Raw genomic sequence first — 12,491 nt, forward strand, 5'->3', positions numbered from 1 at the left:
GTCGGTACGCCGACAGCTACGGTGCCCGGCGCCGGACCGCTCAGTACACGTCGCGCACGTAGCGCTTCTCGGCGACGAGTTGCTTCTTGAAGGCCAGCGCGCCGTCCTCGTCGAGCTTGCCGTGGATCCTGGCGATGCGCAGCAAGGCATCGTCGACATCCTTGGCCATCCTGGCCGCGTCACCGCAGACGTAGAAGTGGGCGCCCTCACGCAGCCAGGACCACAGCTCCGCGCCGTGCTCGATCATGCGGTGCTGCACGTAGATCCGCTCGCGCTGGTCACGGGAGAAGGCGAGGTCGAGGCGGGTGAGGAAGCCGGAGCGGAACATATCTTCCAACTCGGCCCGATAGTAGAAGTTCTTCGCGGCGTGCTGTTCGCCGAAGAACAGCCAGTTGCGGCCGGTGCAGCCGAGGGCGCGCCGCTCATGGAGGAAGCCGCGGAACGGGGCGATGCCGGTGCCGGGGCCGACCATGATCATCGGCGCTGTCGGATCGAGCGGTGGCCGGAAATGCGGGGCACGGTGCAGGAAGATCGGCACCGTGTCGTCGGGATACCCCTCGGCGCCGACCCGATCGGCGAGGAACGTCGAGGACACACCGCCGCGACGGGCCGCCGATCCGGTCGCCGCCGGGTCGCCGTAGCGAACGACGCCGACCGTGAGCTGCACCTCCTCCGGGCTGACCAGCGGGCTGGAGGAGATCGAATACTGGCGCGGCTGTAGCTTTTTCATGGTGCCGAGCCAGTCGACGAGATCGGCCCGCACCGGGAAGTCGCGCAGCACGTCGACGGCCTGCCGGTCCCACAGGTAGTTGGCGAGTTCGTTGCGATTGTCGCGGCGAAGCAGCTTCGCCAGCCGCGCGCTCTGGTTACGTTCGGCGATGAAGCCGAGCAGGTCATGGCCGACCCGGGTGATGTCGTAGCGCGTCCGCAGCGCCTCGGCCAATGGCAGTTCCCCTTGGTCGATTTCGATGGTCCTGAGGCCGTCGAGCCCGGTGGTATCGAGCCATTCGCTGACAAGCGACTCGCAGTTGGCAGGCCAAACGCCCAGCGAATCGCCGACCTCGTAACCGGATTCGACACCGCGCAGATCGAAGCCGAACCGCCGCACTTCTTTCGGTGATCCGGCACTCGAGAGCAGTTCGTTGCGCACCAGTGCCGCCGCGACGGGGGCGTTGCGGGTGAACGGCGCTGGTTCGGAGCGTTGGTCGCGGCCGAGCGTCGGCGCGGCGGCGCGGGTCAGCACCATCGTGCCGGTGCCGCCGGAGCGCAGCGGTGTCCGAGGTGCCGGTGCGCCCGGACCTCGTGTCGGCGGTGGGGTCGTTTCGGACGCGTCGTCGTTCGCGGAACCACTGAGCGCGGCAACGACATCGTCGAGCCAGCGCGCCGCGGGCCCTTCGTAATCGGGCTCGCTGTCGACGCGTGGAAGCAGCCGTGTCGCACCGTGTTCGGCGAACTTCTCGTCCAGTTTGCGCCCGTGTCCGCAGAAGTCGTCGTAGGAGGAGTCGCCGAGCGCGAGCACCGCGTAACGAACGCCGGAGAGCCGGACCGCGCTCTCGTCGAGGCGGCTCCAGAAGTCGGTTCCGTTGTCAGGGGGACCGCCGTCGCCGAAGGTGCTGGTAATCAACAACACATCACCGGCGAGCGTGCTCAGCTCGCACGAGTCCATATCGATCAGCCTTGGGAGGTAGCCGTATTCGGCGAGGTGTGCTGCGGTCGTCGCCGCGAACTCCTCGGCGTTGCCGGTCTGTGAGGCCCACAGGATCGTGATCGGTAGCGCGGCGGCGAACTCCTCGGTCCGTGCGTTGCCTGCCGAGGCGCGGGAGTACATCCCCGCGAGCATTCCGTCGATCCACAGCCGACTGTGCGTGGACATCGGCGCGGATTCGGGCAGCACCGGCTGCCCGGCGACGGGAACAGATTGCAGTGCGCTGAGGTATCCGGCGAGGTAGATCCGCTCGTGCTCGGCGAGCGTCGGCGTCGTGGCGCCGTCCAATCCGAGCGCGATCGCCAAGGGATGGGCGATGGCGCCGCTCGGCGCGGCCCCGGCGAACAGGTCGGCGGCGACGGGAGCCGGCGGCGAACCGAAATCCTCCGGTGCGTCGGTAGCTTCCGACATCGGCGCGACCCGGCGCAACGACACCGCGCACGCCTTGAATTCCGGCTGCAGCGACGCGGGGTCGACGGCGTCGTTGGTGACCGCATTGATGGTCAGGTATTCGCCCTGTTCGTCGTTCCAGTGGAACGGCGCAAAGCAGTCGCCGGGCCGTACCCGGTCACTGATCTGTGCGGGCAGCACCGCGCGCCCACGACGCGATGCTATTTCGAGTTGATCGCCCGCCCGGATATCGAGCCGCCGCGCGTCTTCCGGATGCACCTCGACGAAGGGCCGCCCGTTCAGTTTGGTCAGCTTGTCGATCTTGCCGGTCTTGGTCATCGTGTGCCACTGATGCTGCAACCGGCCGGTATTGAGCACGAACGGGTAGTCGTCGTCGGGCATTTCCGCCGGATCGAGGTGCGGGCGCGGCCAGAACACCGCGCGCCGGCTCGGCGTCGCGAAGACCAGCCGCGGCCGATTGCCCGCTTCGTCGACGAAAAGCTGTTGGCTGACACCATCGTTGCGGTAGCGGATCGGGTTGCGCCGTTGGCCGGGCTCGGCGCACGGCCACTGCATCGGGCCCTCGCGCAGCTGGTCGAAGCTCATACCGCGTAGGTCGTATCCGGTCGCGGGATTGGCGAACCCGCGAATTTCGGCGAAAACCTCTTCACTGGAGGTGAAGTCGAAGCCATCGAATCCCATCGCGGTGGCCACCTGCGCGATCAGCAGCCAGTCCGGCCGCGCCTCGCCGATCGGATCGATGGACCGCTGCAACAGCGTGACGTTGCGTTCCGAATTCACCATCACCGCATCGGCTTCGGCCCACAGTGTGGCGGGCAGCAATAGATCGGCGTAGGCATTGGTCGCGGTCTCGGCGTACGAGTCCTGGGCGATCACCAGCTCGGCCGCCTCCAATCCCGCGATGACCGTCTTCCGATTTGCGACGGTGGCAACGGGATTGGTGCAGATGATCCATGCGGCCTTGATCTGCCCCTCCGACAGCTGCCGGAACATCTCGATGGTGCCCGGTCCCGCCTCGGTACGCAGGGTGCCGGGTTCGATACCCCACGCGGTTTCCACGAAGGACCGATCCTCGGCGGCGAGCAGGCTGCGCTGGCCGGGTAAACCCGGTCCCATGTACCCCATTTCGCGCCCGCCCATGGCGTTCGGCTGGCCGGTGAGCGAGAACGGTCCGCTGCCAGGGCGGCAGATGGCGCCGGTGGCCAGGTGCAGATTGCAGATCGCGTTGGTGTTCCAGGTGCCGTGGGTGGACTGATTGAGTCCCATCGTCCACAGCGACATCCATTCGCCCGCCTCGCCGATCCAGCGTGCGGCGGTACGGATATCGTCCGCGGCGAGGCCGGTGATCTCGGCGACCTTCTCCGCGGTGTAGTCGGCGAGGAATTCGGGCATCGCCGCCCAGCCCTCGGTGTGCTCGGCGATGAAATCCGTGTCGATATCGCCGTTTTCGACGAGCAGCCGTAGCAGCCCGTTCAGCAGCGCCAGATCGGTTCCCGGCGCGAGCTGTAGAAATAGGTCGGCCCGCGCGGCGGTGTCGGTGCGCCGCGGATCTACCACGATCAGCTTCGCGCCCGCCTTGAGCCGATCGGCCATCCGCAGGTACAGGATCGGGTGGCAGTCGGCCATATTCGCGCCGATAACGAAGAACAGATCGGCCTGCTCGAAGTCGTCATAGGATCCGGGCGGCCCGTCGGCGCCGAGCGACTGCTTGTATCCGGTTCCAGCACTGGCCATGCACAGCCGCGAATTGGCCTCGATATGCATCGTCCGCAGGTATCCCTTGGCCAGTTTGGTCGCGAGGTACTGCGCTTCCAGCGACATCTGCCCCGACACGTACAGCGCGATCGCGTCCGGCCCGTGCTCGTCGTGGATGGCCCGCAGCCGTGCCGCCGCCTCCAGCACTGCCTCCTCGACCGGAACCGCCGCGGGAGCCTGATCGCGCGTCGGCCGACGGTAGGCGGTCTCCATCCGACCGGGCGTCCGCATCAAATCGAGATGGGTAGCGCCCTTCGTGCACAATCTGCCCGCGTTCGCCGGATGCAGTTTGTCGCCGCTCACCTTCGCGATCACCGTCGCGCCGGACTCGTCGGTTCGCGTCTGCACGGTGATGCCGCAGCCGACGCCGCAGTAGGAGCACGCCGTCCTGGCCGTGCCCGGTGCGGTTCCCGTCCCTGCATCCGACATGCCCTCGATCATGTCGATCGCCAGTTGCGGCGTATTTACCCAGCGTTATCGCTAGGTGACAATTTTCCTCACTGCGGGATCCGCGGCCGGTGAGGTGCGGGGGTCAGCTGCCGCCGGCTTGCCCATCATGAGACGCCTACCTGGGTAAACATCGATTTGCGCCGCCGATCGCGCCGGCCGGGCAGCCGAGGCCGCAGGGTGGCAGGGCGGTCGAGACAAGGGGGTGAGAACTGTCACCCCCGAGCCGATCAGAGCTTGTATCCGCGATGCAGTGCGACGATTCCGCCGGTCAGATTCCGCCATTTCACCGACGACCAGCCCGCCTCGGCGATCCGGATGGCCAGTTGTCGCTGGTTCGGCCAGGCGCGGATGGATTCGGCTAGATACACGTACGCGTCCGGATTGCTGCTGACCGCCCGCGCCACCTTGGGCAGCGCCTTCATCAGGTACTCCATGTACACCGTGCTGAAGACCGGGATGATCGGCGTGGAGAACTCACAGACCACCAGCCGCCCGCCCGGCTTGGTGACCCGCAGCATCTCACGCAGCGCGGTGCTGCTTTTGGAGATATTGCGGAGCCCGTAGGAGATCGTCACCGCATCGAACGAATTGTCGGCGAAGGGCAGCGCGGTCGCATCGGCCGCGACCATCGGCACATCGCGGAACTTTCCCGCTGCGAGCATGCCTTGGGAGAAGTCGGCCGCCAGACACCAGGCACCGGATTTGGCCAGGTCGAGCGTGGAGACCCCAGTACCCGCCGCGAGGTCGAGCACGCGCTCACCCGGGCGCGCCGCGACCGCTTTGCGCACTGCCCAGCGCCAGTATTTATCCTGACCCATCGAAATGACGGTGTTGGTCAGGTCGTACCGCTTCGCGACCCCGTCGAACATCGACGCGACCTCGTGCGGCTGCTTGTCCAGCGAGGCCCGAACCGACTCCCGCTGCTCTGTTTTCGCCACCCCCCGACAGTAACGTCCGTCCAGTCCGCCCCGGCATGATCCTGGGCACAACTGCCCCAGACAATGACCGCGGCCAGTTCGGACGCCGATCAGGGCGTACCTCCGCCTTCGCTCCGGCCATGCGCGGTTTGGGACGGACTTCGTCCGGCTGCGCCGATCAGGCGTACCTCCGCCTTCGCTCCGGCCATGCGCGGTTTGGGACGGACTTCGTCCGGCTGCGCCGATCAGGCCGTGTGTGGAAGGCGAATCCGCGTGCCTGTCACATCCGCGTAATGGCCCATCAATTCGGTGCAGATCGCGGGCCAGGTGCGGTGCAGCACCGACTTGCGGGCGGATGTGGCGAATCTGGCTCGCAGCGCCGGATCATAGAACGCGCCGATGGCACTCGGTAATAACTCGGTGAAGCGGTCGACCGGGAGCAGGTATCCGTTGCGGCAGGGTGCGATGAGGTCGCGCGGGCCGCCCGCGTCCGGTCCGATCACGGGAACACCCGCCGCAAGCGCCTCCTGCACGCCCTGGCAGAACGTCTCGTGTTCGCCCGCGTGCACCATGACGTCCAGGCTGGCGTAGGCCTGCGCCAGTTCTTCTCCGCCGAGTTCACCGGTGAACACCGCGGTCGGCATCATTCTGGCCAGGCGCGCCCGCTCCGGACCGTCCCCGACGATGACGAGCTGGATGTCCTGGTCGGCCGCGAGCACCGCGAGTCGTTCGACATGCTTTTCCGGAGCCAGCCGCCCGACGAACCCGACGATCAGCTTTCGCTGCCCCGACAGCCAGGTTTCCCGCAGCCCCTCCCGCCGCTCCGACGGAGCGAATCTGGCGATATCGACGCCGCGACCCCACCGGTGCACTCGTGGAATGCCATGTCGCGCGAGATCTTCCGCGGCCGCTCGCGACGGCGCCAGCGTCCGGGTCGCGCCCTCGTGGATGCGCCGGGTCCAGCCCCAGGCCGCCCGGCTGGCCAGCCCGAGGCCGTAGCTCTTGGCGAACCCGGCCACATCGGTCTGATAAATGGCCACCGTCGGCAGGTCCAGTCGCATTGCCGCGGCGAGCCCACCGGCGCCGAGCAGGAACGGCGAGGCCAGATGCACCACGTCCGCGTCGAAATCGGCGATTGCCGCGGTGATGCCGGGTTGTGGGAGGCCGACCGGCAGTGAACTGATCTTCGGCACATGCACAGCAGGGACCCGGTGCACCGGGAAGCGACCGTAGTAGCGCGGGGCGGCAGGCAGGCCACGGGTGGTATCGGGCGCGACGACGAGCGCCTCGTGGCCATGCCGGTCCAGATGGTCCAACACCTTCAGCACGGAATTCACGACGCCGTTCATATTCGGCAGGAACGACTCCGAAACGATGGCTACTCGCACCATTCAAGACTGACCGGTGCAGCGCGCCGTGCCGTCACGCCGACGTGACCAGGACGGAAAGTTCCGGCGAACTGTCGGGGGCACCGGCCCTCAGCGCACCGGGACCGGCTTCGCCCTGCGGCGCGCGACCCGCAACAATATCCACAGCGTGGGCAGCGCGATCAACCACACCACCACGATCACCGAGAGCGCGGGCAGCACGGCGACGCTCGCATCGCGTCCCGCCACCCGGACCAGATCAGGGTCGTCGCGGTTGTACTCCACATTGATGCGCTCGCCTGCGGTCAGATTGGTCGGATACAGCACGCCGACCTTCGGATTGTGTGTCTCTCCGTCCGGCGTGACGAACATGACCGCCGAGCGCAGCCTGCCCGCCGAGAGCACCTCCGCGGTGGTCACGCCCTTATCCGAGCTGATCAGATAGTCATTGCGCCAGGCCGCGAACACGAGCAATACGACGAGGGTGCTGATGACGATCGCGACCGTGAGGATGGTGATCCTGGCCCGCCGAAGGCGGATCGACCGCCGCCTTTCGGACTGGCTGGTTTCCGACACCGCAACAGGCTACGTGCCGACTCCGATACCGTGTGCGCCCATGTCCCGAAAATTCAGCTTCACCGTGCAGTACAGCGTCCCGGTCGAAGATCTTCACCGGGCACTCACTACCGATACCGTCTGGGAGTCGCGGTTCGCCGACGCCAAGACCGCCACGCTGGATCTCTCGCATCCGGGTGGTGACGGAACAATTCGCATTCATATGACCGAAAAAGCAAGCCAGGACAAGGTTCCCAGCATCGTCGGCAAGGTGCTCAAGAGCGAACTCGTGCTCTCGCGCACCGACAACTGGGAGGCACTCGACGGCGAGGTCGCCAAGGGTACCTTCGAAGGCGCCACCGGCGGCATCAACACCGAGATGTCGGGTACCTATGAGCTGCGCCCGACCGCGGAGGGCTCGGAGGTCGAGGTCGTCGGCACTGTGCGGGTCAAGGTGCCGCTGGTCGGTGGCGCCATCGAGCCGCTTGCCGAACAACTGCATCATCGCGTGCTCAACAGCGAGCGCAAATTCTTCGAGGTATGGCTGGCCGGCCAGGCCACCGCCTGACCACGTGTCCGCCCGATGGCCCCCGCGCAAGCCGGGGCCATCGGGCGTTCTCGGGCCGGACTCGGTCCGGCCGTACCCGTTACGCGAATGCTTGCGGATCGAATTCCTTCGGCTCCACCAGCACCAGCCAGTTACCGGAGTTGTCGCGAATGATCGCCTCGGTACCGTAGGGCCTTTCGGCAGGTGGCTGGATGAACTCGACGCCCTTGGCGGTGAGCTCCTCGAAGGTTTTCTGACAGTCCACGGTCTTCAGGCCGAGCGCGCCGTTGGTGCCGTTGGCAAGCGCGCGCCTGATCGCCTCGGCGAGGTTGTCGTCGAGCGGCGGTCCCGGAATCATCAGCGTCACCTCGAGCTCGGTGTGATCGGGGTGCGCGACGCTGACCCAGCGGAAGCCGTTCTCCCCCATGGTCACGTCGGTCATCTCGACGAACCCCAGCTTGTCGATGTACCACTGCTTCGCTTCGTCCTGGTCGGTGACGTACACGGTGACCAGTGAGACGTTCGAAATGCTTGTCATGAATACAGGCTATTGCCGCACCACACCCCCTGGCTTCTCCGAAATTGCGGTGTCGGTCAGCTCGGCGGTTTGCGATCGGACAGTCCGTGCATGAATACGTAGCAGCCGGGAATCCGCGGCGCGCCATCGGCGAATTCGGCCTGATACTCCGACGGGGTCACCCCGACCAGCTGCCGGAACTTGCTGCTGAAGGATCCGAGACTGCTGTAGCCGACCAGCATGCACACCTCGGTCACCGTCAGATTCGTCGCACGTAGTAGATCCTGCGCTCGCTCGATTCGCCGCTCGGCCAGATACACCGCGGGCGTCTTCCCGTACACCGCAGCGAATGCCCGCAGGAAATGAAACTTGGAAACACCTGCCGCGGCGGCCAGTTCATCGAGTTTCAACGGGTCGGCGTAATTCCGATCCGCGAGGTCGCGCGCCCGGCGCAAGTGCGGAAGCAAATACAGCGCGGGCAATCCGGTCATGGTCTCAGCTGAACGGCGCGAGCTCGTCGAAACGCATGGAGGTCCGTCCGGCCGCGCGCCAGACCCGTGCTGTCATATCCACGTCCTCGTCGGTGACCAGGTTTCCCATGACGCGAACCGCGGTGCGCTGTAGGTACTTCGACCGCATCACCGGCGGACCGCCCACCGGCACCATCCGCGGATGGGTGGCCAGCCCGGCGATCCGGCGAGCCACCGAGAAGGTCCGCCCATAGCGTGCGCGCAGCAGTTCCGGCCAGACCCTGCTGACATCCGGCTCGTCGAGCAGCTCGGCGAGCATGTGCCCGCCCTCGAGGCCGTAGTCGATGCCCTCACCGTTGAGCGGGTTCACACAGCCCGCCGCATCGCCGGTCAGTACCCAGTTGCGTCCCGCGACATTCGAGACCGCGCCGCCCATCGGTAGCAGCGCGGAGGCGACCGCGCGCAGCGAACCCTCGAACTGCCATTCCTCGCGCCGCTGCGAGGTGTAGTGCTCCAGTAGCGGTTTCAGCGCGATGTGCGAAGGCCGCTTCTCGGTCGCCAGCGATCCGACGCCGATATTCACCTCGCCGTTGCCGAGCGGGAACACCCACCCGTAGCCGGGAACCAGCTCGTTGTTCTCATCACGCAGCTCCAGATGCGAGGTGATCCACTGGTCGTCGCTGCGGGCGGATTTGATGTAGGCGCGGGCCGCGACCCCGTAGGCGTACTGCCGATGCCACGTGCGGCCGAGTAGTTTGCCGATCGGCGAGCGCACGCCGTCGGCGACGATCAGCGTGCCGCACCCGATCGACCGAGTGCCCTCCGAGGTCTTGACCGTCACCGCGGTGACCCGGTCGCCCTCGCGGGTGACATCGACCACTTTCGTGCTGTCGAGCATCCGCGCGCCGGACTTGACCGCGGTCTCGCGCAGTTTGTCGTCGAGTTCGGTTCGGGGGACGGCACTTCCGTAGGTCGGGAAGGAACCGCTCGGCCACGGCAGCAGCGCCTCACGACCGAAGCCGGTCATCCGAAGGCCGTGATTCACCGTGTGTGCGCGCACCCAGTCGCCGAGCCCGAGGTGCTCGAGCTCCGCCGTCGCGCGCGGGGTGAGGCCGTCACCGCAGGTCTTGTCGCGCGGGAAGACCGCCGAGTCGGTGAGCAGCACGTCGCGGCCTGCCCTCGCGGCCCACGCCGCGGCCGCGGACCCGGCGGGTCCGGCACCGACCACGAGCACATCGGCCCGTGCCGGTATCGCGCTCGGCACATCTGGATGGCCGGTCCGCGCGTCCCCGTCGCGGCCTGCGGGTGTGACATCCGGTGAACCCATGCACGCAATACTTACAGGGCGGTCTCGCTACTGTCGACGCTGCCTACGTCACTACGGAACCCAGCTGCGACGATGCGGTCATAGCCCACGGAAAACAATGTGCGAAAGTGTCTGATACACCGCATAGTGACGGTGTTCATGGGCCATTCGGCGGGGACAGGCTAGGTTCTTAGCCGTGGGGTCGGACGCATCGCTGGGAGACGAAATGAGTGCTTTTGCAATGAGCGAGCGGAGCGAGCGAATCGATGACGCGGCGCGCCTCGCGAAAAGCGGAGCCGAGCGCCGGCGGGGAGGGGCTTCGAGCGACGAGAGCACGGTGGTCGCCGGGGTCGATCTCGGTGATAACGAGCTCGCGGCGACGGTGCGCAACGGCCTCGAAAACGTCGAGAAACTCCTGATAGACGAGCTGTCCGACGGCGAGATCTTCCTACAGGAAGCGGCGTTGCATCTGGCCAAGGCGGGCGGCAAGCGATTCCGGCCGCTGTTCACCATCCTCACCGGCCAGCTCGGTCCGCGCCCGACCGATCCCGCGCTTATCACCGCGGGCACCGTTGTCGAACTGGTGCACCTGGCGACCCTGTACCACGACGATGTGATGGACGAGGCCTCGATGCGCCGCGGCGCGCCGAGCGTGAACGCGCGCTGGGGCAACAACATCGCCATCCTGGCGGGCGACTATCTCTTCGCGCACGCCTCACGGCTCACCTCCACCCTCGGACCCGACGCGGTGCGGATCATCGCCGAAACCTTCGCCGAGCTGGTCACCGGCCAGATGCGCGAGACCATGGGCGCACGTGACGCCGAGGACCCGGTCGAGCACTACCTGCGCGTGGTGTGGGAGAAGACCGGTTCGCTGATCGCCGCCGCCGGCCGTTTCGGCGGCACCTTCTCCGGTGCCGATGACGAACACGTCGAGCGGCTCGCCCGCCTCGGTGACGCGGTCGGCACCGCCTTCCAGATCTCCGACGACATCATCGATATCTCCTCGGTCTCCGAGCAGTCCGGCAAGACGCCGGGCACCGACCTGCGCGAGGGTGTGCACACGCTGCCGGTGCTCTATGCGCTGCGTGACGAGGGCGCCGAGGGCGACCGCCTGCGCAAGCTGCTCGCCCGACCGCTGGAGACCGACGACGAGGTCGAGGAGGCGCTCGCCCTGCTCGGACGCTCGCGCGGCATGGTGCTCGCCAAGGAAAAGTTGCAGGGCTACGCCGACGTCGCGCACACGGAACTGTCCGCGCTGCCCGCCGGCCCCGCCAACGACGCACTCGAGCGCCTGGTCCGCTACACCATCGAACGCGTGGGCTGAGGCGCTTCTCCGCGTATTCAGGCCGGACTCGGGTGCCGCGAGGGTGGTGTCGGCGGGCGGACTGCGAAGGGTGGGGCCGAGTTGGCCGGTGCCCGGTGAGTTACCCATGTACGTGCGAGATCAGTTGTCACTGGAATAGCAGTGATGTGGGCGGTGACTCACTCCGGAACCTGGACTGCGCTTCTATCGTTGAGCTGCTGTAAGGCACACAATGAACCAGGGGAGTGGGCAAGGAGACCTATGCACGGGCACGGGTATGCGAATGGGTTGAAGACGTTTGGGCTCATGGTCGGGCTTTCGGCGTTGATCGTGTTCGCCGGTGCGATGTTCCGCAGCCCGATGATTCTGATCCTGGCGATCGTTTTCGCCGTCGGCATGAATGCCTACGCGTACTTCAACAGCGACAAACTCGCGTTGAAGGCGATGCACGCGCAACCGGTCAGTGAGCTGGAGGCGCCGATGATCTACCGCATCGTGCGCGAGCTCGCGACCGCGGCGCGCCAGCCGATGCCACGGCTCTACATAAGCCCGACAAACGCCCCCAACGCGTTCGCCACCGGGCGCAGTCCTCGGCACGCGGCCGTCTGCTGCACAAGCGGCATCCTGCAAATCCTCGACGAACGCGAATTGCGCGCGGTACTCGGCCACGAGCTGTCGCACGTCTACAACCGCGACATCCTCATCTCCTCGGTCGCGGGCGCGCTCGCCGCGGTTATCTCCGGCCTGGCCAACCTGGCTTTCTTCGCGTCGATGTTCGGTGGCAACCGCAGCGGCGGTGGCCCCAATATGTTTGGCGTACTGCTGATTTCGTTACTGGGACCGATCGCGGCGACGCTGGTCAGACTGGCCGTCTCCCGTTCCCGCGAGTACCAGGCCGACCAATCAGGCGCCGAACTGACCGGCGACCCGCTCGCTCTCGCGTCGGCTCTGCGCAAACTGGAGCGCGGTGTACAGGCCGCCCCCCTGCCACCTGAGCCGCAACTGACCGCCCAGTCGCACCTCATGATCGCCAACCCTTTCCGCGCAGGTGAGAAGGCCGCCCGCTGGTTCTCCACGCACCCGCCGATGGCCGAACGCATCGCCCGCCTCGAGGAAATGGCCGGCGGTCCGCGTAACTACTGACTCGGGTAGCGCTGCCGTCCATAGGCTGTCTCGGCGCACGAT

The 12,491-nt window shown here is 66.7% G+C and carries 10 protein-coding genes; 3 read left to right on the forward strand and 7 right to left on the reverse strand.

What is annotated here, in order from left to right; translation table 11 throughout:
- Window positions 1-40: 40 nt before the first annotated feature.
- The 4 genes from ACLMAJ_RS34300 to ACLMAJ_RS34315 all read right to left on the reverse strand — a co-directional run bounded on the left by ACLMAJ_RS34300 (window position 41) and on the right by ACLMAJ_RS34315 (window position 7,145).
- Window positions 41-4,300 (reverse strand): bifunctional nitrate reductase/sulfite reductase flavoprotein subunit alpha, encoded by a 4,260-nt coding sequence (locus tag ACLMAJ_RS34300; RefSeq protein ID WP_412018041.1) that lies wholly within the window; start codon window positions 4,298-4,300, stop codon window positions 41-43.
- A 248-nt stretch (window positions 4,301-4,548) separates the two neighbouring features.
- On the reverse strand, window positions 4,549-5,259 hold the full coding sequence (locus ACLMAJ_RS34305; RefSeq protein WP_412018042.1) for a demethylmenaquinone methyltransferase: 711 nt from the start codon (window positions 5,257-5,259) through the stop codon (window positions 4,549-4,551).
- Window positions 5,260-5,483: 224 nt separating this feature from the next.
- Window positions 5,484-6,626 carry a glycosyltransferase family 4 protein gene (locus ACLMAJ_RS34310; RefSeq protein ID WP_412018043.1) on the reverse strand — a complete coding sequence of 381 codons (1,143 nt, stop codon included), beginning with the start codon at window positions 6,624-6,626 and terminating at the stop codon, window positions 5,484-5,486.
- A 90-nt stretch (window positions 6,627-6,716) separates the two neighbouring features.
- Complete coding sequence (locus ACLMAJ_RS34315; RefSeq protein ID WP_412018076.1) at window positions 6,717-7,145, reverse strand: DUF3592 domain-containing protein; 429 nt, start codon at window positions 7,143-7,145, stop codon at window positions 6,717-6,719.
- 76 nt (window positions 7,146-7,221) lie between these two features.
- Between ACLMAJ_RS34315 and ACLMAJ_RS34320 the strand changes: the two genes are divergently transcribed.
- Complete coding sequence (locus tag ACLMAJ_RS34320) at window positions 7,222-7,728, forward strand: DUF2505 domain-containing protein (RefSeq protein ID WP_412018044.1); 507 nt, start codon at window positions 7,222-7,224, stop codon at window positions 7,726-7,728.
- Window positions 7,729-7,807: 79 nt separating this feature from the next.
- Here the strand turns inward: ACLMAJ_RS34320 and ACLMAJ_RS34325 are convergent, their stop codons facing one another.
- The 3 genes from ACLMAJ_RS34325 to ACLMAJ_RS34335 are packed head-to-tail and all read right to left on the reverse strand — an operon-like array spanning window position 7,808 to window position 10,021.
- Window positions 7,808-8,245, reverse strand: coding sequence for a VOC family protein (locus ACLMAJ_RS34325; protein WP_412018045.1), 438 nt, complete (start codon window positions 8,243-8,245; stop codon window positions 7,808-7,810).
- A 56-nt stretch (window positions 8,246-8,301) separates the two neighbouring features.
- On the reverse strand, window positions 8,302-8,715 hold the full coding sequence (locus ACLMAJ_RS34330; protein ID WP_412018046.1) for a helix-turn-helix transcriptional regulator: 414 nt from the start codon (window positions 8,713-8,715) through the stop codon (window positions 8,302-8,304).
- Between the two features lie 4 nt (window positions 8,716-8,719).
- A complete protein-coding gene (locus tag ACLMAJ_RS34335; RefSeq protein WP_412018047.1) occupies window positions 8,720-10,021 on the reverse strand; it encodes a geranylgeranyl reductase family protein in 1,302 nt (433 codons plus the stop codon).
- 220 nt (window positions 10,022-10,241) lie between these two features.
- On the opposite strand from ACLMAJ_RS34335, the gene ACLMAJ_RS34340 reads away from it, so the two are divergent.
- Both ACLMAJ_RS34340 and htpX read left to right on the forward strand, forming a co-directional pair.
- A complete protein-coding gene (locus tag ACLMAJ_RS34340; protein WP_412018077.1) occupies window positions 10,242-11,327 on the forward strand; it encodes a polyprenyl synthetase family protein in 1,086 nt (361 codons plus the stop codon).
- A gap of 240 nt (window positions 11,328-11,567) precedes the next feature.
- The gene (gene htpX, locus ACLMAJ_RS34345) at window positions 11,568-12,449 is read left to right on the forward strand and encodes a zinc metalloprotease HtpX (protein ID WP_412018048.1); all 882 of its coding nucleotides are present in this window, start codon (window positions 11,568-11,570) and stop codon (window positions 12,447-12,449) included.
- Window positions 12,450-12,491 lie beyond the last annotated feature (42 nt).

The organism is Nocardia arseniciresistens (genome assembly GCF_046764875.1).
GTDB lineage: Bacteria > Actinomycetota > Actinomycetes > Mycobacteriales > Mycobacteriaceae > Nocardia > Nocardia arseniciresistens.

What these genes read in the sequence shown, in the direction of transcription:
- ACLMAJ_RS34325 (WP_412018045.1), bottom strand. Translation starts at nt 8,245, where the DNA reads ATGACAAGCATTTCGAACGTCTCACTGGTCACCGTGTACGTCACCGAC.
- htpX (WP_412018048.1), top strand. Translation starts at nt 11,568, where the DNA reads ATGCACGGGCACGGGTATGCGAATGGGTTGAAGACGTTTGGGCTCATG.
- ACLMAJ_RS34300 (WP_412018041.1), bottom strand. Translation starts at nt 4,300, where the DNA reads ATGTCGGATGCAGGGACGGGAACCGCACCGGGCACGGCCAGGACGGCG.
- ACLMAJ_RS34330 (WP_412018046.1), bottom strand. Translation starts at nt 8,715, where the DNA reads ATGACCGGATTGCCCGCGCTGTATTTGCTTCCGCACTTGCGCCGGGCG.
- ACLMAJ_RS34335 (WP_412018047.1), bottom strand. Translation starts at nt 10,021, where the DNA reads ATGGGTTCACCGGATGTCACACCCGCAGGCCGCGACGGGGACGCGCGG.
- ACLMAJ_RS34340 (WP_412018077.1), top strand. Translation starts at nt 10,242, where the DNA reads ATGAGCGAGCGGAGCGAGCGAATCGATGACGCGGCGCGCCTCGCGAAA.
- ACLMAJ_RS34320 (WP_412018044.1), top strand. Translation starts at nt 7,222, where the DNA reads ATGTCCCGAAAATTCAGCTTCACCGTGCAGTACAGCGTCCCGGTCGAA.